Source organism: uncultured Maribacter sp. (genome assembly GCF_947500985.1).
Lineage (GTDB): Bacteria > Bacteroidota > Bacteroidia > Flavobacteriales > Flavobacteriaceae > Maribacter.
This window is the reverse complement of sequence record NZ_CANMTX010000004.1, coordinates 361684-384995: the sequence shown is the minus strand read 5'-3', so window position 1 is coordinate 384995 and position 23312 is coordinate 361684. Positions and strand designations below refer to the sequence as shown.

At 35.7% G+C, this 23312-nt stretch carries 22 protein-coding genes; 17 read left to right on the top strand and 5 right to left on the bottom strand.

The genetic code is table 11. The features are described 5' to 3' along the window. Positions 1-18: 18 nt before the first annotated feature. From Q0871_RS11015 to groL, 6 genes are all read left to right on the top strand, one after another. Complete coding sequence (locus Q0871_RS11015) at positions 19-1305, top strand: sigma-54-dependent Fis family transcriptional regulator (RefSeq protein ID WP_299322589.1); 1287 nt, start codon at positions 19-21, stop codon at positions 1303-1305. 21 nt (positions 1306-1326) lie between these two features. Beyond that, a complete protein-coding gene (locus tag Q0871_RS11010; protein WP_299322586.1) occupies positions 1327-1848 on the top strand; it encodes an LptE family protein in 522 nt (173 codons plus the stop codon). Positions 1849-1853: 5 nt separating this feature from the next. Next, positions 1854-2972, top strand: coding sequence for a tetratricopeptide repeat protein (locus tag Q0871_RS11005; protein ID WP_299322581.1), 1119 nt, complete (start codon positions 1854-1856; stop codon positions 2970-2972). 6 nt (positions 2973-2978) lie between these two features. Beyond that, positions 2979-3332, top strand: a complete 354-nt coding sequence (gene secG, locus Q0871_RS11000) for a preprotein translocase subunit SecG (protein WP_299322577.1) — start codon at positions 2979-2981, stop codon at positions 3330-3332. Between the two features lie 148 nt (positions 3333-3480). Then, positions 3481-3759 (top strand): co-chaperone GroES, encoded by a 279-nt coding sequence (groES, locus tag Q0871_RS10995; protein WP_036156781.1) that lies wholly within the window; start codon positions 3481-3483, stop codon positions 3757-3759. Between the two features lie 118 nt (positions 3760-3877). After that, complete coding sequence (gene groL / locus Q0871_RS10990) at positions 3878-5509, top strand: chaperonin GroEL (RefSeq protein ID WP_299322559.1); 1632 nt, start codon at positions 3878-3880, stop codon at positions 5507-5509. A 414-nt stretch (positions 5510-5923) separates the two neighbouring features. Here the strand turns inward: groL and Q0871_RS10985 are convergent, their stop codons facing one another. The 4 genes from Q0871_RS10985 to Q0871_RS10970 form a co-directional block, all read right to left on the bottom strand. Continuing rightward, positions 5924-6289 carry a metal transporter gene (locus Q0871_RS10985; protein WP_299322554.1) on the bottom strand — a complete coding sequence of 122 codons (366 nt, stop codon included), beginning with the start codon at positions 6287-6289 and terminating at the stop codon, positions 5924-5926. Positions 6290-6310: 21 nt separating this feature from the next. Further along, positions 6311-8548 (bottom strand): TonB-dependent receptor, encoded by a 2238-nt coding sequence (locus Q0871_RS10980; protein ID WP_299322548.1) that lies wholly within the window; start codon positions 8546-8548, stop codon positions 6311-6313. Between the two features lie 21 nt (positions 8549-8569). After that, positions 8570-11062: a heavy metal translocating P-type ATPase gene (locus Q0871_RS10975; RefSeq protein ID WP_299322543.1), complete on the bottom strand. Its 2493-nt coding sequence runs from the start codon at positions 11060-11062 to the stop codon at positions 8570-8572. Positions 11063-11261: 199 nt separating this feature from the next. After that, entirely contained in the window at positions 11262-11666 is a 405-nt protein-coding gene (locus tag Q0871_RS10970) for a hypothetical protein (RefSeq protein ID WP_299322539.1), read from the bottom strand. A 197-nt stretch (positions 11667-11863) separates the two neighbouring features. On the opposite strand from Q0871_RS10970, the gene Q0871_RS10965 reads away from it, so the two are divergent. From Q0871_RS10965 to rodA, 8 genes are all read left to right on the top strand, one after another. After that, complete coding sequence (locus Q0871_RS10965) at positions 11864-12964, top strand: hypothetical protein (protein ID WP_299322537.1); 1101 nt, start codon at positions 11864-11866, stop codon at positions 12962-12964. A 111-nt stretch (positions 12965-13075) separates the two neighbouring features. Beyond that, on the top strand, positions 13076-13525 hold the full coding sequence (locus Q0871_RS10960) for a GAF domain-containing protein (protein ID WP_299322533.1): 450 nt from the start codon (positions 13076-13078) through the stop codon (positions 13523-13525). Between the two features lie 92 nt (positions 13526-13617). After that, entirely contained in the window at positions 13618-15150 is a 1533-nt protein-coding gene (purH, locus tag Q0871_RS10955; protein ID WP_299322528.1) for a bifunctional phosphoribosylaminoimidazolecarboxamide formyltransferase/IMP cyclohydrolase, read from the top strand. A gap of 56 nt (positions 15151-15206) precedes the next feature. Next, positions 15207-16235: a rod shape-determining protein gene (locus Q0871_RS10950; protein ID WP_027066022.1), complete on the top strand. Its 1029-nt coding sequence runs from the start codon at positions 15207-15209 to the stop codon at positions 16233-16235. A gap of 167 nt (positions 16236-16402) precedes the next feature. Then, positions 16403-17224, top strand: a complete 822-nt coding sequence (gene mreC, locus Q0871_RS10945; RefSeq protein WP_299322512.1) for a rod shape-determining protein MreC — start codon at positions 16403-16405, stop codon at positions 17222-17224. Next, positions 17217-17726 carry a rod shape-determining protein MreD gene (gene mreD, locus Q0871_RS10940; RefSeq protein ID WP_299322508.1) on the top strand — a complete coding sequence of 170 codons (510 nt, stop codon included), beginning with the start codon at positions 17217-17219 and terminating at the stop codon, positions 17724-17726. The genes mreC and mreD overlap by 8 nt, the downstream gene beginning before the upstream one ends. Beyond that, a complete protein-coding gene (gene mrdA / locus Q0871_RS10935; protein WP_299322503.1) occupies positions 17723-19591 on the top strand; it encodes a penicillin-binding protein 2 in 1869 nt (622 codons plus the stop codon). The genes mreD and mrdA overlap by 4 nt, the downstream gene beginning before the upstream one ends. Further along, the gene (gene rodA, locus Q0871_RS10930; RefSeq protein WP_299322501.1) at positions 19581-20864 is read left to right on the top strand and encodes a rod shape-determining protein RodA; all 1284 of its coding nucleotides are present in this window, start codon (positions 19581-19583) and stop codon (positions 20862-20864) included. Before mrdA ends, rodA begins: the two co-directional genes overlap by 11 nt. On the opposite strand, the gene Q0871_RS10925 is transcribed toward rodA, so the two are convergent. After that, a complete protein-coding gene (locus Q0871_RS10925) occupies positions 20861-21673 on the bottom strand; it encodes a DNA/RNA non-specific endonuclease (RefSeq protein WP_299322498.1) in 813 nt (270 codons plus the stop codon). The two genes, rodA and Q0871_RS10925, sit on opposite strands and share 4 nt — an antisense overlap. A gap of 89 nt (positions 21674-21762) precedes the next feature. Here Q0871_RS10925 and msrB point away from each other — a divergent pair, with 89 nt between their 5' ends. The 3 genes from msrB to Q0871_RS10910 all read left to right on the top strand — a co-directional run bounded on the left by msrB (position 21763) and on the right by Q0871_RS10910 (position 23293). After that, on the top strand, positions 21763-22221 hold the full coding sequence (msrB, locus tag Q0871_RS10920; protein ID WP_299323361.1) for a peptide-methionine (R)-S-oxide reductase MsrB: 459 nt from the start codon (positions 21763-21765) through the stop codon (positions 22219-22221). After that, positions 22214-22756: a peptide-methionine (S)-S-oxide reductase MsrA gene (gene msrA, locus Q0871_RS10915; RefSeq protein WP_299322493.1), complete on the top strand. Its 543-nt coding sequence runs from the start codon at positions 22214-22216 to the stop codon at positions 22754-22756. Before msrB ends, msrA begins: the two co-directional genes overlap by 8 nt. A 129-nt stretch (positions 22757-22885) precedes the next feature. After that, positions 22886-23293 carry a DoxX family protein gene (locus tag Q0871_RS10910; protein WP_299322489.1) on the top strand — a complete coding sequence of 136 codons (408 nt, stop codon included), beginning with the start codon at positions 22886-22888 and terminating at the stop codon, positions 23291-23293. The last annotated feature ends 19 nt before the right edge of the window (positions 23294-23312 follow it).

Below are 23312 nucleotides of genomic sequence, written 5' to 3'. Positions count from 1 at the left end.
TTATAGTACCCATTTTATATGGAAAGCATACAAAGTATAAAACAACGTTTTGAAATTATTGGGCAAGACCCAAAATTGAACCGTGCCATTCAAAAAGCAATGCAAGTTGCCGCAACAGATATTTCAGTTTTGGTTACTGGTGAAAGTGGTGTTGGTAAAGAATCTATTCCGAAAATCATTCATTCGCTTTCTCATAGAAAACATGCAAAATATATCGCCGTTAACTGCGGTGCAATACCCGAAGGAACTATTGACAGTGAGCTTTTCGGACACGAAAAAGGCGCTTTTACTGGCGCTACACAAACTAGAAGCGGTTATTTCGAAGTCGCCGATGGTGGTACCATATTTTTAGATGAAGTTGGAGAATTACCATTAACTACGCAAGTGCGGCTTTTACGTGTGCTAGAAAATGGTGAATTTCTAAAAGTAGGATCATCTCAAGTTCAAAAAACAGATGTCCGTATTGTAGCTGCCACAAATGTAAATATGTTCGAAGCGATTAAAAAAGAGCGTTTTCGAGAAGACCTTTATTACCGTTTAAGCACCGTAGAAATTAACATACCGCCATTGCGTGAACGTCAAGATGATATTCACTTGTTGTTTAGAAAATTCGCATCTGATTTCAGTCAGAAATATAAAATGCCTACCATTAGGTTAGACGACCATGCAGTATCTTTATTAATAAAATATAGATGGCCAGGTAACATACGTCAGTTAAGAAATATTGCAGAACAAATCTCGGTTTTAGAGGAGAATAGAGCCATCACTGCTGCGACCTTAAATGGCTACCTACCCAACAACACGACAAGTAACTTACCTGCAGTTGTCTCAAATTCTAAATCTGAAAGTGATTTCAGTAACGAAAGAGAGATTCTATACAAGGTATTGTTCGATATGAAGGGTGACCTTAACGACCTTAAAAAGTTAACGATGGAGTTGTTAAAGAACAACGATTCGGAAAAGGTTCAAAAGGACAATGAAAACTTGATACGCAAAATCTACGGTAACGACGATGAAGATGATGCAGATATCGAACATGATACTCAAGAAGAAGCGCCTAGAAATCTTCTGCATTTACCCGAGCCTAAAAAAGAAGAACCTTCTTTAATTCAAGAATCATACGAAGACAAATATCATTTTGCCGAAGAAATTCAAGAAGAAGAAACCCTATCTTTACAAGAGAAGGAAGTAGAATTAATCAAAAAATCTTTGGAACGTAATCGCGGAAAAAGAAAGGCTGCAGCAACAGAGTTAGGTATTTCTGAACGAACGCTTTACCGTAAAATAAAACAGTACGACCTTTAATTTAAAATGAATCCCATTTCAATGAGATACCTTAAAAAATCTATAATCTATATACTACCCGTTATCTTAATTTTAAGCTGCGGCGTATACAATTTTACCGGCGGTAATGTTGGTGAAGCCAAAACATTCAAAGTAAGCTATTTTCAAAACTATGCAACCCAGAGTCCGGGTTCTACTTTTGAACCAGGGGTAGATAGAGATTTCACCTTAGCACTACAGGACAGAATTCAAAATCAGACCAGTTTAGATCTTATTTCTTCTGGCAATCCAGATTTATTATACGAAGGCGAAATAACCGAATATAAAATTTCACCTATGTCTGCAACCGCTGCACAAACAGCCGCACAAAATAGACTTTCTATTAGAGTAAAAGTGCGTTTTTACAATCAACTAAAAGAAGATGCTGCTTTTGACCAAAGTTTTTCTTTTTTCTTTGATTATGATGCAGACACTCAATTAGCAACCGTAAAAAGCGAAGCACACGAAATAATTTTCGAAAGGTTAACACAAGATATTTTTAACGCCTCATTGGCAGATTGGTAGATCACATGAATGTTAAGGACTTTACATATTTTCTAGAACATCCTACCAAAGTGGTAGAACCCATACATACAAAACACCTAGAAGATATTATAGCTGAATATCCTTACTTTCAAGCTGCTCGCGCATTACATCTAAAGGGATTAAAAAATTTAAACAGCTACAAGTACAATAAAGCATTGAAAGTAACTGCTGCCTACACTACGGACAGAGATGTACTTTTTGAGTTTATTACTTCTAAAGATTTTTTACAATATGATGGAGATATCCCAGAAGAGAATATTGTAGCATCCGAAAGTAAAGAAGAAGAAATAGTCCACATTGAAGAAACGGAGAAAATCTCAGAAAACGAACATATTGAGATTGTTAAAGAGATAGAAGAAGTAACTGAAATTGAAGCCGAAATTGAAACTGAAGATTCGATTACAGAAGATGAAATTGTAGAAATAGAAAAAAATGATTTTTCTACAAAAGAAACTGCTATAGCATCTTTAATTACGCCATCTGAAGATAAGCCCTTACCGCAAGATGAACATGATGCTGACCAAATACTAGATCCTGAGTTATTTCAAACTAAAAATCCTGCAAATACCGAAGAAGAAAATGCTCTTGATATAGGTAAGCCCCTAACTTTCGATGCCAAAGAGAAATATTCCTTTTCTGAATGGCTAAGTCTCGCATCTAAAAAACCATTAGAAGAGTCTAAAGAAGATATTGCTGAGACTCAAGAAGAAATTATTGAGCAACAGCCAGTGGCAAGAGAAAGCAACATTAAAAAAACCGTACAAAAGGTAAAAGAGATCAAAATTACTCCAAAACCTATTAGAAAACCTAGGGCAAATAGTGAAGCAATTAAAAAGAAATACGACCGTATAGATAAGTTTATAGCCTCTAACCCTAAAATAGTTCCAACAGAGCAGAGTACCGTTATAGATATTTCAAAATCCTCTAAAATTGACCATAATGAATTGATGACAGAGACTTTAGCGAGGGTTTATCTAGAACAAAAAAAGTACAAAAATGCAATTCAGGCTTACAAAATTTTAATTTTGAAATATCCAGAAAAAAGTAGTTTCTTTGCAGACCGAATAAAAGCGGTAGAAAAATTACGAAAAGATAATAAATAATTTAGAATGAGTACATTTTCAATTTTCCTAATACTTATCATTGTCGTTTGCTTATTGTTAGTATTAGTGATCATGGTACAGAACCCAAAAGGTGGCGGACTTTCTTCTTCTTTTGGTGGAAGTGGTAACCAAGTTGTTGGCGGAGTTAAAAAAACAGGTGACTTTTTAGATAAAAGTACGTGGACTCTAGCAGGTTTATTAATAGTTTTAATCTTAGCATCTAATGTTGCCCTTAAAGGTAACTATGGTGATGCCGATTCAAAATTATTACAAGGTGATGATATCGAAACTGTAGTACCAGAAACGCTACCAGAAACAGTAACACCACCTGTAACTAATGATGAAACACCTTCAGAATAGTTTATAAAATTATTTCTACATAATATTTAAATGCCAGCTTGTCATAAGCTGGCATTTTTCGTTTACAATTTGTCAGGAAACAGGCAATGGCATAATTTCTGCCTTTATGTTATCACGAAACTAAAAATCAATTTAAAAATTAATAATTATGGCTAAAGTTAATATCAAACCATTGGCAGACAGAGTTCTTATCGAGCCAATGGCAGCTGAAACTAAGACTGCGTCTGGACTTTATATTCCTGATACTGCAAAAGAGAAACCACAGAAAGGTAAAGTTGTAGCCGTGGGTCCTGGAACAAAAGATGACAGTGTTACCGTTAAAGTTGGTGATACCGTTCTTTACGGAAAATACGCCGGAACTGAATTGAAGTTAGAAGGTACAGATTACTTGATGATGAGAGAAAGTGATATTCTTGCTATTATCTAAAAATAGCAATTGGTCATTGGCTCTTAGCCAATAGCCTTTAAATTTTCATTTAAAAAATTAATAATTTTCTTGACTTTATGCCTAGTGCAAAAAGTCATAAATCAAAATAAAATTAAAAATGGCAAAAGATATTAAGTTTGATATAGATGCAAGAGACGGCCTTAAAAGAGGTGTTGATGCATTGGCAAATGCTGTAAAAGTAACATTAGGCCCAAAGGGTAGAAACGTTATTATCAGCAAATCATTTGGTGCTCCACAAGTAACTAAAGATGGTGTTACCGTAGCAAAAGAAATTGAATTGGCTGACCCATTAGAAAACATGGGTGCGCAAATGGTTAAAGAAGTTGCTTCTAAAACCAATGACCTAGCAGGTGACGGTACAACTACCGCTACAGTTTTAGCTCAAGCTATCGTAAAAGAAGGTTTGAAAAATGTTGCTGCAGGTGCAAACCCAATGGATTTAAAAAGAGGTATCGACAAAGCTGTTGAAGCAATCGTTGCCGATTTAGCTAAACAAGCTAAAAAAGTTGGTGATTCTTCTGAAAAAATTAAGCAAGTTGCTTCAATTTCTGCTAACAACGACGAAACTATTGGCGACTTAATCGCAAAAGCTTTCGGTAAAGTTGGTAAAGAAGGTGTTATTACTGTTGAAGAGGCTAAAGGTACAGATACATATGTTGATGTTGTTGAAGGTATGCAGTTCGATAGAGGTTACCTTTCTCCATATTTCGTAACCGATTCTGAAAAGATGGTTTCTGAATTAGAAAGTCCTTACATTTTATTGTTCGACAAGAAAATTTCTTCAATGAAAGATTTACTTCCTGTATTAGAGCCAGTTGCTCAATCAGGTAAGCCTTTATTGATTATCGCTGAAGATGTTGATGGTGAAGCATTAGCTACATTGGTTGTAAACAAATTAAGAGGTTCTTTAAAAATAGCTGCTGTCAAGGCTCCAGGTTTTGGTGACCGTAGAAAAGCAATGTTAGAAGATATCGCAATCTTAACTGGTGGTACTGTTATTTCTGAAGAAAGAGGTTTCTCTTTAGACAACACTACTCTTGACATGTTAGGTACTTGTGAAAAAGTACAGATTGACAAAGACAATACAACTATCGTTAACGGTGGTGGTGTTGCAAAAGATATCAAAACTAGAGTTAACCAGATTAAATCTCAAATCGAGACAACTACATCTGACTACGATAAAGAAAAACTTCAAGAGCGTTTAGCTAAATTGGCTGGTGGTGTTGCAGTACTTTACGTAGGTGCAGCTTCTGAAGTTGAAATGAAAGAGAAAAAAGACCGTGTTGATGATGCATTACACGCTACAAGAGCTGCCGTTGAAGAAGGTATTGTTGCTGGTGGTGGTGTTGCATTGGTAAGAGCTAAATCTGTTCTTAGCAAGGTTTCTACTGAAAATGAAGATGAGGCTACAGGTTTACAAATCGTTGCCCGTGCTATTGAAGCTCCTTTAAGAACTATCGTTTCTAACGCTGGTGGTGAAGGTTCTGTAGTTATCGCTAAAATACTTGAAGGTAAAGGTGATTTTGGATACGATGCTAAAACTGAGCAGTATGTTGAAATGATGAAAGCAGGTATTATTGATCCGAAGAAAGTAACTAGAGTAGCATTAGAGAACGCTGCTTCTGTTGCCGGTATGATCTTAACTACTGAATGTGCTTTAACTGACATTAAAGAAGATACTCCTGCTATGCCTCCTATGGGTGGTGGCGGAATGCCAGGCATGATGTAGTGTCGTGAGTCGACAGGCAATTACTAGCTTGTTCTTACAGTTTATATTATTTAAAACCGTTCTTGAAATTTCAAGAACGGTTTTTTTATACCTATACCAACAAAAAAACCACCTTCTTTATTTACAGAAGGTGGTTTTATCGTCCAAACGGTATCGCCTTCTAAAGGCAATAACTTAAATACTTCTTTTTAGGAGCAGCTTTTGGAGCAACCTTTTTTCCAGCTTTTGCTGGAGAAGGTTTTGCAGCTGGTTTGCCTGCTGATTTTGCTTGTGCCATTGTTATAGAATTAAAGATAAATCTATAGCTAATGTATTTCAGATTTTGATTCGTGATAATTGCGTTGGCAAAAAATTAACTAAAACTTTTTAACCAATTTTCAACTCCAAATCAAACCCAAATAAAAGCAGTATTTACTACTTATTTTCATGGTGTTTTCCATCATCAGAATTGTCTTCTCTATACAAACAACAAGGGTGTACACTGTTGTACGCTTCATCTGTTGCTTTTAATTCTTTGGTATCGTGACCCACAGCAACTATTGCTGTTTTAACCTTCATGGCATCGGTCTTACGCTCATCCATTATTATATTTAGCTGATGTGTTGGTATACTCCAATTTGCATATTTTACACCTTTCACATTTAAGGCTGCTTCTTCTATACGCTCTTTACACATAACACATCTACCATTGACATCAAAAGTTACTTTCTTGTTCTTGTCTTGCGCATAGGTTACTACTGCAATAAGCATCATTGCTATTGATAAAATCGTTGCTTTCATTGTTTTTATATTAATCGTTAGTTACTGAATTTTAAATCTGAATCCGCCATAGAACATTCTTCCCATAATTGGCGCATATACTATTGTTGTATCAAAATTGGGACCAAAAGGTTCATTCGCTCCTAAAACTGGATTATTTTGTTGTTCTCCTGTTAAATTCTCGCCACCTATATATAACTCTATCCTATTAGAAAACACCTTGGTTATTTGGGCATTCATTAAATTATAGGGTGATGAATACTCGTCTAATTGATACGCCGGCTCATTAACACTGGTATCAGGTAATCTCATTTTACCTAAAGCATGCAAGGTATAATCGAACTTCCATTGTGCACCGTTTTCTTTTGCTTCGGTCTCATAACCTAAATTAGCAAAAAATCGGTTTTGAGCCAATAACGGTTTTTGTAGATTGCCGCTATTATAATCGGTCGATACATCATAAAACTTATATGACGTTCTAAAATTTAAACGGGTTAATAGCTCGTAATTAACCTCAACTTGAAAACTCTTAGCACTACTATCTCCATCTAAATTATAAAAAGAAACCTCTTGCGGATTTTCCCAATCTACCACTACCTGATTTTCAAAATCGGCGATGTAATAATCCAACGAAATATCTCCTTTTCTATTTAAAAAATTGAATCCCTGCAAAAAGCTTACTCCGTAATTCCATGCATCTTCCGGATCCAAACCATACACTTTACCACCTGTATCGTCTATATTAATTTGCCTTGCGGATGCAAATAACTGCTGATTCTCTGCAAAAATATTTGCTGCTCGTTTACCTCTACCAAATGAACCTCTTAGACTCCCTTTTTCCCATGGTGTATATCTAATATGAAATCTAGGCGTTACAAAAGTACCTAACCTATTATGGTTATCTACTCGTAAACCAGCAGTAAGACTTACTTTTTCTAGATTCTCATAGCTATATTCAAAAAATGCCCCTACAGACGTGTCGTCTCTAGAATAATCTGTTGCAGCAACCATTTCATCATAACCATCATAAGCAAATGTAATTCCAGTTTTAAACTTATTTCTAGTATCACCAATTATAGAATTGAAAAGCAAATTACTATACAAACTTTCATGATTGATATCATAGGTTCTAAATCCGAAATAGGAATCTTGTTTATGTAAGCTGTATGATGTTTGAAAACCTAAACTTTGAAAGGGCAATTCAGGAAAAACATAACCAAGTTTTAATGAAGTATCGAACCTACGTGTATTAATCTCACTACCCCATGAGTTCGTTGTGAATTTATCTACATCAGGATTAAAATCTACTTGTCCAACCTGTTTTTCATCATTTAAAAAACGAACATTAAAAAAACTAACCCACCCCTTTTCTGCATCTTGATACTGCCAACGGTTCATTACATTTATTTGATCAGCCAAAGGAGCATCTAAAAATCCATCTTCATTATTATCTTCTTTTTGCGTCCGCTTGTTTCCATGAATATATAACCCTGTACTCCACTTGTCGGTCAACTTTCTATTAAAATGCGTATTAAGTTCATAACGTCCATTTTGATTGGCATATCCGTTTACAAAAACAGCATTATCAGTTAATGGTTTTACCAACTCTGTATTTATTTGTCCGGATATACTTTCATACCCATTTACAACACTACCTGCACCTTTGGTAATTTGAATACTCTCTATCCAAGTACCAGGTGTAAATGTTAATCCGTATGCCTGTGATGCTCCACGAACCATAGGAATATTCTCTTGGGTGATTAATAAATATGGACTCGTCAATCCCAACATTTGTATTTGTTTGGTACCCGTTAATCCGTCAGAAAGATTTACATCTATAGATGGATTGGTTTCAAAACTCTCCGCCAAATTACAGCAAGCTGCTTTCAATAACTCAGCACTATTAACGGTAATGACGTTCTGCGGACTGAAATACGTCTTCTGTATTGCATCTCGCTCTTGTTGAACCACAACCTCATCTAATTCATTAGATGGTTTTAAACTTACGCGAATTGTCTTTGGTTCATTTATTGTTAATGTATCAGTTTCAAAACCGACATAACTAATTATTAATTTATTAAATTCATTTTTATACCGAATTGAAAATTTACCGTCAAAATCTGTCACCACTCCCGTTTGAGAGTCTTGCCAATAGACATTTGCACCCGAAAGTGTCAACGCATTAGACCCTTCAGAATCTAACACTACACCTTCTACCTTTTCTTGAGAAAAAGCAAACCAGGGCAACATGGCTACTATTAGTATTATATATTTATTCATTTAATTTTTTATTCAATTTTATTAATCAATTTTTGCTGCTCTTAATCGCAATGCATTTGCAATCACTGAAACAGAGCTGAAACTCATTGCTAAAGCGGCAATCATAGGCGATAGCAACAATCCAAAAAACGGATACAAAACTCCAGCAGCAATTGGGATACCAACGGTATTATAAATCAGTGCAAAAAATAAGTTTTGCTTGATATTTTTCATAACAGCTTTACTCAAGTTGTGTGCTTTTACAATACCATGTAAGTCACCTTTAACCAGCGTAATAGTTGCACTCTCAATAGCAACATCTGTACCTGTACCCATAGCAATACCAACATCACTTTTTGCTAATGCAGGCGCGTCATTTATACCATCGCCAGCAACAGCCACTTTTTTACCCTCTAACTGCAAACGTTCCACTTCTACTAGCTTGTCTTGAGGAAGCATTCCTGCTATAAATTCTGCTAAATTCAAATGTTCAGCTACAGCCTTTGCCGTATCATAATTATCACCTGTTAACATGATTACCGAGATACCAGATTTTTGAAGCGCTTCAATCGCATTTTTACTTGTCTCTTTAATTTGATCACCAATAGCCACAAAACCAACAGCATTACCATCGATCGCTACATAAGAAACTGTTTTACCTTGCTTTTGATGCGCAACAACAACTACTTGTAAATTCTCAGGAATAGCCACTTTAGCCTCACCCATCATTTTATCATTTCCTAAAACAACAGACTCTCCATTAATTTTACCAGCAACACCCATACCCGTAATAGAATTAAAATCATCAACTTTTAATAGTTCTACATTTTGAGATTTTCCGTAATTAACGATAGCATCTGCCAATGGATGCTCACTTAACTGATTTAAAGAAACGATATACTGCAGCACCTTTTCTGAGTCACTTTCTGCTATGCTCCCTACTTTTTCTACCGATGGCTTCCCTTCGGTTATAGTTCCTGTTTTATCTATAATTAGCGTATCAATTTTATCCATACGCTCAAGTGCTTCGGCATTTTTAATCAACACACCAGATTGCGCTCCTTTACCTACACCTACCATTACGGACATTGGTGTAGCCAAACCTAATGCACACGGACAAGCAATAATTAATACCGCAATAGCATTTACCAACGCAAATACATAAACTGGTTCTGGACCAAAAGTGACCCAAACCAAAAAAGTTACAATAGAAATAAAAACAACTGCCGGTACAAAATAACTAGATATTTTATCTGCTAGTTTTTGAATAGGCGCCTGGCTACGACTCGCCTTGTTCACCATATCGATGATTTGAGATAAGAGCGTATCTGCCCCTACTTTCTCTGCTGTCATTATAAATGAACCCTTACCATTTATAGTACCTGAACTTATTATATCACCGACTACTTTTTGAACCGGCACAGGTTCACCTGTAATCATAGATTCATTGACTGTGCTTTCACCTTCATAAATACTACCATCTACAGGTATTTTATCGCCTGGTTTTACGCGAAGCAAATCTCCTTTTGAAATCTGGTCAATAGAAATGCTCTCTTCTTTACCTTCAACAATCTTAACAGCTTTATTAGGCGCTAATTTCAGAAGCTCTTTTACCGCAGAATTCGTTTTACTATGTGCGCGGGCTTCTAATACCTGACCAAATAACACTAAAGTCAAAATCACCGTAGCAGCTTCAAAATATACATGAACCGTACCCTGCTCTGTTTTAAATTGTGGCGGAAAAAAATCGGGCACTAAAATAGCGAATACACTAAACAACCACGCCACCCCTGCTCCAATACCTATTAATGTGAACATGTTTAAATTCCATGTTTTAACAGAACGATAAGCACGTTCAAAAAACATCCACGTGGCATAAAACACCACAGGTATCGATAATGCAAATTGTACCCAGTTCCAATACTTCAAGCTCAAAATATCCTGAATCGGATTATTAGGTATCATTTCTGACATTGCAATAAGAAAGATTGGCAACGTAAACCCTACTGCTATTTTAAACTTATTCAGTAGTTTCTTATAACTCTTTTCTTCAGCTGAAATATCTGCTTGCTTCGGTACTAAGTCCATACCACAAATTGGGCAATCGCCAGGTTCATCACTAACAACCTCTGGATGCATTGGACACGTATACTCTTGACCTTTATTCGTTGTAGCACTCGCCTCTTCTACCAAATCCATACCACAAACCGGGCAATCGCCAGGTTCTGTATATGTCTTTTCTCCTTCGCAATGCATTGGACAGTAAAAAACGCCATTACCATTCTCGACCACCATGGGTTTTGTAGCCTCATGCACATGAGCACCCAGTTTATGGATGGAATAATGCCCTCCGTCAGCTTCCATAGCCGCCTGCAGAGTTTTTAAGGGAATTTCATTATCCATTTCCAAAACTGCTTCAGCCTTTTCTAAATTCACCGCAGCATTCGATACTCCGTTAATTTTAGCCAAGGTTTGCTCAACATGGCCTCTGCAGCCATTACAAGTCATTCCGTGAATTTGATATGTATTTTTCATAATGAGATTATGATTTCTTCCAGTTATTACAAACTGTTTCTACTATTTAAACTAATCGTATTCACTAACTTTTAAAAATCTACATATAAAACAACTACATAGAGGTTGACTTGCTTTACAGCATTATAAAAAAGTAAATAGTTAAAAGTAGTAATTGATTACACTGTATTTGCGAACTAACGCTAATCATCAGTTGAAATCAAATCAAGAAAACTTGGTGTAGAATATTCAAATCTTCAGCCAATAAAGGCGGAGGATATAAATTAAAATCGATATTCTCATCTGTAGTTTCTTCAAACAAGCCTATATAAGAACTTGTAAAAGAGATTAAGAATACCTGCTGTGAAAAATCAAAACTAGAAATATCATGTGTTAAATCATCTTGACCTTGCACGGTAAAAGCTTCGTCATTACAACAGTGCTTTTTTACTTTAGGTGCATCTTCCAATAAAGACAGACCAGCTTCCATGCCACAATCATCTGCGTGATTAAACAATGCAACGTCCATAACACGACCCATACACAAATGCTTTTCTACTGTCCAAGAAATTGTTGACAGTAATAATAGCATTGCCATGAACACAGAAAATAGTTTATGTAGCAATTGTCTCACACTGTAAAATTACAAAATATTGAATAGCCAAGAGCTTTTACAGCATTTCTTTAACAAAACATTTATTTAAGAAATATCCTACAAAATAAACTAAGTAGAATATATACGATTCTTAATATTTTTAAGTTAAAAGAGTTAACACATTAACAAATACAATCAATAAACACTAATCATCAAAATTAAAAATTATGCAAAAACAAATTAAACAGGTCTTCTTAATATGCACTATTGCCCTATTTATAAGCAGTTGTAGCTCTGACGATGGATCAATTTTTGACACTCCATTACCAGATGATACTACAGGAGATGATGGCGCTGATGACTCTGATGAGCCAGAAGTGGCTACGATAGTTTTTAACGAAGCATTACCTTCTGTAAACATTACAACAGCATCTGCAAGCGGAGAAGCAGGTACTAACGTTACTGGTAGAGTTATTTTTACTTCAGACGCTACTACACAACGTAGAATGTATATTACCCAAAATTATTTAGGACAAGGAGAAATGCCTTTTAGTTCTTTTGATTTAGTAAGTGATGATTTAACAAAAGCCTTAAAAGCTGATGGATCTATTGACTTAGATGGCGCTACAAAGAAAGAAATCGATTTTTCTTTTCCTCTTCCAGTTCCAGATATTGAAAATGGAGAAATTGTTTACTCTTTTTGGACTACTACAGGTAAAGGGGATTTTAGGGACAGCGAAAAAAGATTGGCATTAGGTGTAGGTCAAATTACAGTAACTATTGGTACAGGTACCAACCCTGCAGCAGCAGTTAGGGAGTTTACAGACATTAAACTATTTGCTCCGGCACAAGATGGATCAACAGAATCTTTCTTCTCATTATTGAACGAGACTGTTTACAGAATTGATGTAGGACCTGAATTTAGAGCTTTCTGGGATTTTGGCTATTACTACGGTGCTTCTGGTGATTCTGCCGGCGACAATGCTTCTTTTGCTTCTACAGAACAATATGATGCTTCTTTTGGATTTGATGTAGAAGGACTAGAGCCAGGTGCAGACGAAGAGAATGCAGCAACGGAAACATTGAATCAAATGTTCTTCTCAACTTCTATTACTATAGATGCTACGGCATTTGACGCAATCGCACTAAACAGTGAATTAGATTTTATTACAAGCTCAAGTTCTCAAAACATAACCAACTTAAGTGTAGGTGATGTTGTAGAGTTTGTAGACAACTATGGTAAAAAAGGTTTGATTAAAATCACAGCCATTGAACCAGGATTTAATAATAATGACTTTATTGAATTTGATGTTAAGATTCAACCATAATCTCAACATATAATATTTAGTATTAAAAAGAGGATGTTTTTAAACATCCTCTTTTTTTGTTTTAGCGTTCACCGTTACATTACAACAATATGTATTTTTGCAAAAAAAGTTATGTTCAAAGCGCTACGCCCTCAAATAAGTTCTATTATTGATTCTAACAAAACCTCAGATGCAAAAATGCAGGATATATGCGAGCTTTTAAAAGCTAACGTTCCGCATTATGACTGGGTAGGGTTTTATTTTAAGAATGGCGATAAGCGCGAACTAAAACTAGGTTCTTATGCTGGTGTGCCAACGGATCATACTATTATTCCCTTCGGAAAAGGTATTTGTGGTCAAGTGGCTGAAAGTAACGAGAATTTTGTAGTACCAGATGTACAAGCTCAAGACAACTACATCGCATGTAGCATAACCGTTAAAGCAGAGATAGTGGTACCGTTATTTGTTAATGGTGAAAACATTGGTCAAATAGATATCGACTCTAACACTCCTGACCCTTTTACAGAGGCAGATGAGACCTTTTTAGAATTCGTAAATTTTGAAGTAGCCAAAATTCTTTAAAACTTTAGGCTTTTTGTTGATAAACTAGCTCATTTTATAACTGCAAAAAAATTACTTTTGCTTGCTTATTAAAAACATTTAAGCATCATACAATGAGCAGTGTAAAAAAAGCGTCTTCAGCCTTAATTTCAGTTTTTCATAAAGACGGATTAGAGCCAATAGTAAGAAAATTTCAAGAATTAGGAATCACTATTTACTCCACCGGAGGAACCGAAAAATTCATAACTGATTTAGGAATCGACGTGGTTCCTGTAGAAGATGTAACCAGCTACCCTTCTATTCTAGGAGGAAGAGTAAAAACTTTACACCCAAAAGTATTTGGTGGTATTTTAAACAGACAGGACAACGAAAGTGATGTTGCCCAATTAGCTGAATTTGAAATTCCACAAATAGATATCGTCATTGTTGATTTATATCCTTTTGAAAAAACAGTTGCCAGTGGTGCTTCTGAACAAGATATCATTGAGAAAATCGATATAGGCGGAATTTCTCTTATTCGTGCTGCAGCAAAAAACTTTAAAGATGTTACCTGTGTTTCTTCCATGGAAGATTATGCAGAGTTTCTTGACGTTGTTTCTTCAGATGACGGTAACATTAGCTTAGAAGACAGAAAGCGTTTTGCAGCTAAATCTTTTAATGTTTCTTCTAATTACGATACTGCTATATTTAACTATTTCAATAAAAACCATGATATCGCTGCTTTAAAAGTTAGCGAAACTCAAGGCAAGGTGTTACGTTATGGCGAGAACCCACACCAAAAAGGATTCTTCTTCGGCGATTTTGATGCTATGTTCTCTAAATTGCACGGTAAAGAATTATCATACAACAACCTTTTAGATGTTGATGCTGCAGTTAATTTGATGTTGGAATTTAAAAATGATGCTCCGACTTTCGCAATATTGAAACACAACAATGCTTGCGGACTTTCGCAAAGAGATACTTTACACCAAGCTTATGTTGACGCTCTAGCCGGTGACCCTGTTTCTGCTTTTGGCGGAGTTCTTATTAGCAACAAAGAAATTGATAAAGCTACGGCAGAAGAGATTCATAAATTATTCTGTGAAGTAGTTATAGCACCAAGTTATAATGCAGAGGCGCTTGAGATATTAAAAGGAAAGAAAAATAGAATCATTCTAATCCAGAATGAAGTTGAAATGCCAGAGATGCAAGTAAGAACTTGTTTAAACGGTATGCTTCTTCAAGAAAAAGATCATAAAACAGATACGCTTGCCGATCTTACAAATGCCACCCATACAAAGCCAACAGAACAAGAATTAGAAGATTTAATTTTTGCATCTAAACTTTGTAAGCACACGAAGTCAAATACCATTGTAATCGCAAAAAACAAACAACTTTGCGCAAGTGGTACCGGGCAGACTAGTAGAGTTGATGCCTTAAACCAAGCAATACACAAAGCACAAACCTTTAATTTCGACTTAAAAGGTTCAGTTATGGCAAGTGATGCTTTCTTCCCTTTCCCTGATTGTGTGGAGATTGCAGACAAAGCCGGGATTACTAGTGTTATTCAACCAGGCGGATCTATTAAAGACCAATTAAGTGTAGATTATTGCAACGAGCACAAAATTTCAATGGTGATGACAGGCACACGTCATTTCAAACATTAATTTCATTACTTTTGTCGATGAAATACACCCTTTTATCTAAAATTTAAACAGCACATATGGGATTTTTTGATTTCTTGACCGAGGAAATAGCTATAGATTTAGGTACAGCGAACACCCTTATTATTCATAATGACAAGGTAGTTGTCGATAGCCCATCCATCGTTGCCAGAGATAGAATTAGCGGAAAAATCATTGCAGTTGGTAAAGAAGCCAACATGATGCAAGGTAAAACCCATGAGAATATAAAAACCATTAGACCATTGAAAGATGGTGTAATTGCCGATTTTGATGCATCTGAAAAGATGTTGATGATGTTCATCAAGAACATTCCGGCATTAAAGAAAAAATGGTTTCCACCAGCATTGCGTTTGGTGATCTGTATACCTTCTGGTATTACCGAAGTTGAAATGCGTGCGGTAAAAGAATCTGCTGAACGTGTTAACGGTAAGGAAGTATATCTAATTCACGAACCAATGGCTGCAGCTATAGGTATCGGTTTAGATATTATGCAGCCAAAAGGTAACATGATTGTTGATATAGGTGGTGGTACTACTGAAATTGCAGTTATTGCTTTAGGCGGTATAGTTTGTGATAAATCGGTAAAGATTGCAGGTGATGTATTTACGAATGACATCATTTATTATATGCGTACTCAGCACAACTTATACGTTGGTGAAAGTACAGCTGAAGCAATTAAAATTGAAATAGGTTCAGCAACTGAAGATTTACAATCGCCACCAGATGAAAAATCTGTACAGGGTCGTGATTTGTTAACAGGTAAACCAAAGCAAGTTCAAATATCTTATAGAGAAATAGCGAAAGCTTTAGATAAATCTATTCTGCGTGTTGAAGATGCGGTTATGGAAACATTATCTCAAACTCCCCCAGAATTAGCTGCCGATATTTATAACACTGGTATTTACCTAGCAGGTGGTGGTTCTATGTTACGTGGACTGGATAGAAGATTGTCTCAAAAGACCGATCTACCAGTTTATATTGCAGAGGATCCATTACGTGCCGTAGTACGTGGTACAGGTATAGCACTAAAGAATTTAGAACGCTACAAGAGCATATTAATTAAGTAAGAAGTTCATTCACGAACAACTTCTTATGTAATAGCAGAAAACCTTGAAGAAATTTCAAGGGCTATTTATTATTGAGTATTGATAGAACTTCGAGGCAAGCCTCAAAGTAGCTTGCCTAACGGCAGTCAGGTTTAAATCTCGATTATCGAGTAAAAATTTAAGGGTGAATGCAACAGATCATAAATTTTCTAATTAGGTATAAGATATTCTTACTTTACCTTTTTCTGTTATTGATTTCCTGCATTTTTACGTTTCAATCGCATTCGTACCATCAATCTAAATTTTTAAATTCCTCTAACTATATTTCAGGAAGTATTTATACTTTTTCAGATAATGTAACTTCATATTTTGGCTTAAGAGAAGAAAACAACAAACTTGTTGAAGAAAATAAAAGACTTAGAGATAAGCTCTTTAATAATGTAGTTCTTTCACCTTCACTAATAGATTCCACTACTATAGATTACGAAGTTGTAAGAGGTCGTGTCATCAATAACAGTTATGCTGACCAGCGTAACTACATTACTATCAACAAAGGTAAAAATGATAGTATAGTACAAGATATGGGTGTTATTACAGACAAGGGTATTTTAGGTATCGTTGAAAATACATCAGATAAATTTTCTACTGTACAGAGTATTTTAAGTGACAAGTCGAACATAAATGCAAAAATCAAAAACTCTAATCACTTTGGATCTTTAGTTTGGGAAAATACCACAGATTATAATGTTGTTCAATTAATCGACATTCCAAGACTGGTACCATTGACCATAGGTGACACTATTGTTACGGGAGCCATGAGTAGCATCTTCCCAGAAAACATTCCAATTGGTACGATTAAAAGATTTGATTTAGACAACTCAAAAAGTTTCTATTTTATAGACGTAGAACTCTTTAATGATATGACCAATATTGGCTACATCTATATCATTAGAAATTTGAACCGTAAAGAGGTTTTAGAATTAGAAGCAGAAACAGAAGCCAATGATTAATAGTACTTCATTTTTAATTGTACTCCGATTTATATTATTGGTACTATTGCAAGTGCTAGTATTCAATAAGCTGAATTTCTTTGGCTATATAAATCCGATGATATATATTCTTTTCTTGTATTGGTATCCTATCAAACAAAATAGGACTACCTTTATAATATTATGCTTTTTCTTAGGACTTTGCGTAGATATTTTTTCAGACACACTTGCCATAAACGCAGCAACTACCGTTACCATAGCTTATCTTCGACCAACCATTATGCGTTTTGTCTTTGGTGTCAATTATGAATTTCAAAGTTTTAAGTTAAACAACAGTACAAAGGCACAACAATTCACATTTTTAGCGTTATTGATTATAATACATCACTTGGCATACTTCACTTTAGAAATTTTCAGCATCTCTAACAGCTTGTTAATTTTGCAAAAAACACTAACAGTGGGTGTTTCTACGTTGATTTTGGGCATATTGTTCAGTACTTTATTCAGCAGTAAAAAAGAATGAGAAAAATTCTTTTATCATTAATTATAGTTGTCATCGCCATTACCTTTTTGGGAAGGCTATCTTATTTGCAAATTTTTAGCTTTTCTGCAGAGCAAGTTTTAGAGGACCCGGCAATTAAGGCAATATATGATTATCCTGAGCGTGGCTATATTTATGACCGAAACGGTCATCTTTTAGTTGGTAATGATCCTGCTTATGACGTCATGGTTATTCCTAGAGAAGTTCAACCTTTAGATACTCTTGAATTTTGTGGACTATTAGGTATTGACAAAGAAAAATTCGTAGAAAAACTTAGAAGAGCAAGAGTGTACTCACCAAGACTACCTTCTGTATTGGTTCCACAACTTTCAAAACAAGATTATGCAAAGCTTCAAGAAAAAATGCGTAAGTATAAGGGCTTCTATATCCAAAAAAGATCTCTACGTTATTATGACACCCCTAGTGCTGCAAATGTTTTAGGCTATATCAGTGAGGTAAACGAAGGTGATTTAGCAGTCAATAAGTATTATGTTCAAGGCGAACTGAAAGGTAGAACGGGAGTTGAACGTTACTACGAAGATTTATTGAGAGGTCGAAAAGGCGTACAATACATTCAGAAAGATCGATTCAACAGGGATATTGGACCATATAAAAATGGAACGATAGATACCCTTCCAGAACAAGGAAAACAAATAAGCATCACCATTGACAAAGCATTGCAAGAATATGGTGAATTACTAATGAATGGCAAAAGAGGGGGAATTGTAGCTATAGAGCCTGCAACAGGTGAAATCCTTTCCATGATTTCAGGACCAACTTATGATCCTGCTCTTTTAGTTGGTAGAGAACGTTCAAAAAATTACACAAAACTGTATAATGATACGATAGCGAACCCAACCTGGGATCGCTCCATTCATGCACAGCAGCCACCAGGATCACCCTTTAAAACGCTGAATGCTTTAATAGCTTTACAGGAAGGTGTTCTAGATGTAAATACTACCATACAATGTTACCACGGATTTTATGTGGGCAAGAAAAAAAGAGGATGCCATTGTGGTGGTGGTTTACGAAGTTTGAACAAAGGTATATCGCAGTCATGCAACGCCTATTTTGCGGGTGCATTCAGAAAAATATATGAAAAGTTCGAAACTACTGATGAAGGTATGGATGTGTGGGAAAAACACATGAAAAGCTTTGGTCTAGGCGACTATTTAGGTTACGATTTACCATTCGGACAAAAAGGACGTATACCTAACAAAGAATACTACGACAAATGGTACGGAGATAACAGATGGAGTTCTTCATATATCATCTCTAATGCTATAGGACAAGGCGAAATATTGGCTACACCGGTACAACTGGCGAATATGACGGCGGCAATTGCCAATAGAGGACATTATTTTACACCGCATATCTTAAAGAAAATTGAAGGTAAGGATATCACCGAACCAAAATTTACAGAGGCTAAACATACCACAATCGATCCTAAACATTTCGAACCTGTGGTTCAAGGTATGGCAGATGTTTATGTAAGTGGTACTGCAAGATGGTTGCAAATACCAGGTATTGAAGTTGCAGGTAAAACAGGTACCGCCGAAAACTTTACTAAAATAGATGGCGTGCGTACACAATTGACAGATCACTCGGTATTTGTAGCATTCGCACCTGTCGATAACCCTAAAATTGCTATAGCGGTATATATTGAAAATGGATATTTTGGATCGAGATACGCCGGACATATAGCTACTCTTATGATCGAAAAATATCTTAAGGGTGAAATTACCTTAAAGACCCTTGAAAAGAGAATGCTAGAAAAAACACTAGAAGCAGAATACGCGAAACCCTACAGTGGGGAGGAGTTTAAAATAAACGAACGTGTCTGGTAGAAGCATCTTAAAAAGAATTGACTGGCTAAGTGTTTTCATCTATTTCGCACTTGTTTTTATTGGTTGGATCAATATTTACTCTAGTACATTTACTGACGAGCATAGCTCTATCTTTGATTTCAGTACGCTTTATGGAAAGCAGTTATTTTTTATCGGGGTTAGTTTAGTCACTATAGTGGTGGTACTTGCCTTAGAAGTAAATTTCTATGAACGCTTTTCTAGTTTGCTTTACCTGTTATCAATGGTATCCCTCCTTGGTTTATTTGTATTTGGTAAAACTATTGCCGGTGCAACTTCTTGGTACGACCTTGGTTTCTTCAACTTACAACCTTCTGAACTTGCAAAAGTAGCTACTGCACTTGCACTCGCTAAATACCTCAGCGATATACAAACAGATATTAAACGTAGAAAAGATCAGTTCTATGCACTTTTAATTATACTGGTACCAGCCATTTTAATTATACCACAACCTGATCCCGGTAGTGCACTAGTATTCTTTGCAATGATTTTCGTGATTTTCAGAGAAGGATTACCATTGTATTATTTAGTAATTATATTGAGTTTAATTCTCGTTTTTGTCACAACCTTAATGTTCGGCACCGTTTGGCTAATTATTGGTTTGGCATTATTGATTATAATTTTATTCGCTACCAAACGTAAAACATTAAAAATTCCGGTAATACCGCTTAGTCTCGTTAGTGTAGCTGTAATTCTATTCTCGCTTTCGGTAAATTTCGTTTTCAATAACGTGTTCGAGCAACGCCATAGAGATCGCTTTGGACTATGGTTACGATTAGAAAAAGATCCAAAAAAATTAGAGCAGATTAGAAAGTCGATTGGATATAATACTTATCAATCTGAAAAGGCAATTGAATCTGGCGGATTCTTCGGAAAAGGATTTCTAGAAGGAACCCGTACAAAAGGAGATTTTGTGCCTGAGCAACACACAGATTATATTTTTAGTACCGTTGGTGAAGAATGGGGGTTCTTAGGTACTGCAACAGTAATTATTCTATTCACCGTCTTGTTTCTGCGCTTAATTTCTTTAGCAGAACGACAGAAAAATGCCTTTGCCAGAATGTATGGCTATGGGGTAATTTCAATTCTACTCATCCATTATTTCATTAACATAGGTATGGTAATCGGTATTCTGCCCACTATTGGTATTCCACTACCCTTCTTTAGTTATGGTGGATCAGGACTCCTATTCTTTACTATTCTACTCTTTATTTTCTTAAGGCTAGATACGAACAGATTAAAGGAGAGTTTCTAAAACTTCCACCCAGTAGTATTCTTACTTCCTTCAAAAGCACTTTGTTGCTTTTCTGTTAGTTTAGCAAAAAAGTCGATTCCAGTTTCTTTTTCTATCTCATCAATTGATACTACGAAATTGCGTAAAGATGTAAATTGGGGTTTATTCGGCATTAAAAAAGACAGTGTATAAATCTTATCTCCTTTTTTACGTGCTATAATCTTATAGAAAGCATCTGGCACATCAACATCTTCTTGTCCGATCTCTTCTAACCCACTTTCTAACACACCACCGGTAAATATGTATAATGTACCATACTGTTTCGCCCAGCGTCTTGTTTGCTGTTCTAAGTCGTTCCAAATACCTGCATTGAACTCTCTGTCTTGCGGACTTATATTACTCGTATAAAAAGTCTCATTGTATGCCTGTAACGAGAATCTACGATCACCAGCTGGTAGTAAATGTCCACGATCATAACCCGACCCTTTATAATTTCGCCAATCTGCAGATTTAGAAGAAACAAATGGATCTTCTATAAAATAGGGGCGCTTTCTATCATCATAGGTCAAATGACTTTTACTCAGTGTATATGCCACCCATTCGGCTTGCTCATAAGGCTCATTGTAAGACAAGGTGAAATACTCATGATTTACAATTTCACCAGTTGTTGATGAAGGCAGTAATTCTTTTGGAAACTCATTTGAAATAACACCCTCTTCATTTTCAGAATATGTTGCGGGAGTGTAAAAGTTTTCAAACAACCAAAAACCTACAATACAGACAAGAATTAAAATACTATACAGAGATCCATTTTTTTTGCGGTACGCCATATGCCAAAATTACCTAATTTTGTAAGATATAAGGCAAATTACCGACCAATATACCTAGTAAAAAAAGTCTAAACGAAAGGAAAATTATGATATTAACTTGGAGAGATGTAATTCATTTTTCAGTGAATGGCAACCCTGAACCTGATAGAAGAGTTGAAAAAACAGAACAGGAATGGAAAGAGATTTTGACACCTGAACAGTTTAGAGTTACTCGAAAAAAAGGTACTGAAGCTCCGCATTCTGGTGCGCTTTGCACTGCTCACGAAGCTGGCAAGTATGAATGTGTTTGTTGTGGCACACCATTATTTGATTCTACTATTAAATTTGAATCTGGTACTGGGTGGCCTAGTTTTACACAACCCATTAAAGAGAATGCTATAAAATATCATAAGGACACAACCTTTGGTATGATACGCGTAGAAGTAATGTGTAATACTTGCGATGCGCATTTGGGCCATATATTCCCTGATGGACCAGAACCTAGCGGATTACGCTACTGCATTAATTCTGAATCTATGCAATTAGAAAAGGAGGAAGCTAATGGCTAATACGAATCTAGAAATCGCCACAGTTGGTGGTGGTTGCTTTTGGTGTACCGAAGCGGTATTTCAAGAGGTAAAAGGGATACATAAAGTAGTTTCTGGATACACAGGCGGAAAAGCTCCGGGAAGACCAACATACAGAGAAATCTGTTCAGGGTTAACCGGTCATGCAGAAGTGGTCCAAGTTACTTTTGACCCAGCTATTATTTCTTATGAAGATATTCTGATAATTTTCATGACAACCCACGACCCTACTTCTTTAAATAGACAGGGTGCCGATGCAGGAACCCAATATAGATCTGTCATTTATTTTCATAATGATGAACAAGAGAAAAAAGCAAAAATAGTATTGAACGAGATGCAAGCGGTCTATGAAAAACCTATTGTCACTGAATTAAGTCCTTTAAGTATTTTCTATGATGCAGAAGAGGATCATCAAGATTACTACAAGAATAATTCTGAGCAAGGCTATTGCCAGGTCGTTATCAATCCCAAGTTGGCTAAACTTAGACAGTTACATGCAGACAAGCTTTTATCTTAATATGTAGTCCGGTTTAACTTAAGAGATATTCTATTCAACTACAGCAATTTTCAGTTCACCTATAAAAACTTAAAACTTTTTATAGGTGAACTTATTTTTAAGACATAATAACATTAAAACCTACTTATTATGAATTCTCAAAAATCTTTTTATTACATCGCATTAGGGCTTTTCGCCATCGCCGTTGCAGGCTCAATCATTAACTCTATTATTAATTTTGATACAGTTGTCGCTACTTTTACAAAACTTGGTTATCCTATTTACCTAATATATCTTCTTGGAGTATTTCAATCTATAGGTCTATTAATGATCGTGTTCAACAAATCGCACTGGTCATTAGAATGGATTTATGCCGGATTTTTTATGAATTATACATTGGGTGCTATAGCTCATTTGGCTGTAAAAGATGGTAACGGAGCATCTGCGGTAATATGCATTGTACTTTTATTTGTAACCTACATTCAAAGTAAAAAAATACGTAACACAAATAATGAATTAGCTGAATTTGGAAAATCTGAGTACGCCAAATTCATTTAAAAAATAATTCATAAAAAAA

Bases quoted from the DNA above. Each gene is read 5' to 3' on its own strand.
- Q0871_RS10965 (WP_299322537.1), top strand. From the start codon at position 11,864: ATGCAAAAACAAATTAAACAGGTCTTCTTAATATGCACTATTGCCCTA.
- groL (WP_299322559.1), top strand. From the start codon at position 3,878: ATGGCAAAAGATATTAAGTTTGATATAGATGCAAGAGACGGCCTTAAA.
- secG (WP_299322577.1), top strand. From the start codon at position 2,979: ATGAGTACATTTTCAATTTTCCTAATACTTATCATTGTCGTTTGCTTA.
- Q0871_RS10975 (WP_299322543.1), bottom strand. From the start codon at position 11,062: ATGAAAAATACATATCAAATTCACGGAATGACTTGTAATGGCTGCAGA.
- Q0871_RS10950 (WP_027066022.1), top strand. From the start codon at position 15,207: ATGGGATTTTTTGATTTCTTGACCGAGGAAATAGCTATAGATTTAGGT.
- mrdA (WP_299322503.1), top strand. From the start codon at position 17,723: ATGAGAAAAATTCTTTTATCATTAATTATAGTTGTCATCGCCATTACC.
- Q0871_RS11005 (WP_299322581.1), top strand. From the start codon at position 1,854: ATGAATGTTAAGGACTTTACATATTTTCTAGAACATCCTACCAAAGTG.
- msrA (WP_299322493.1), top strand. From the start codon at position 22,214: ATGGCTAATACGAATCTAGAAATCGCCACAGTTGGTGGTGGTTGCTTT.
- purH (WP_299322528.1), top strand. From the start codon at position 13,618: ATGAGCAGTGTAAAAAAAGCGTCTTCAGCCTTAATTTCAGTTTTTCAT.
- Q0871_RS10980 (WP_299322548.1), bottom strand. From the start codon at position 8,548: ATGAATAAATATATAATACTAATAGTAGCCATGTTGCCCTGGTTTGCT.
- Q0871_RS10925 (WP_299322498.1), bottom strand. From the start codon at position 21,673: ATGGCGTACCGCAAAAAAAATGGATCTCTGTATAGTATTTTAATTCTT.
- Q0871_RS11010 (WP_299322586.1), top strand. From the start codon at position 1,327: ATGAGATACCTTAAAAAATCTATAATCTATATACTACCCGTTATCTTA.
- Q0871_RS10960 (WP_299322533.1), top strand. From the start codon at position 13,076: ATGTTCAAAGCGCTACGCCCTCAAATAAGTTCTATTATTGATTCTAAC.
- mreC (WP_299322512.1), top strand. From the start codon at position 16,403: ATGCAACAGATCATAAATTTTCTAATTAGGTATAAGATATTCTTACTT.
- groES (WP_036156781.1), top strand. From the start codon at position 3,481: ATGGCTAAAGTTAATATCAAACCATTGGCAGACAGAGTTCTTATCGAG.
- Q0871_RS10985 (WP_299322554.1), bottom strand. From the start codon at position 6,289: ATGAAAGCAACGATTTTATCAATAGCAATGATGCTTATTGCAGTAGTA.
- Q0871_RS11015 (WP_299322589.1), top strand. From the start codon at position 19: ATGGAAAGCATACAAAGTATAAAACAACGTTTTGAAATTATTGGGCAA.
- Q0871_RS10910 (WP_299322489.1), top strand. From the start codon at position 22,886: ATGAATTCTCAAAAATCTTTTTATTACATCGCATTAGGGCTTTTCGCC.
- mreD (WP_299322508.1), top strand. From the start codon at position 17,217: ATGATTAATAGTACTTCATTTTTAATTGTACTCCGATTTATATTATTG.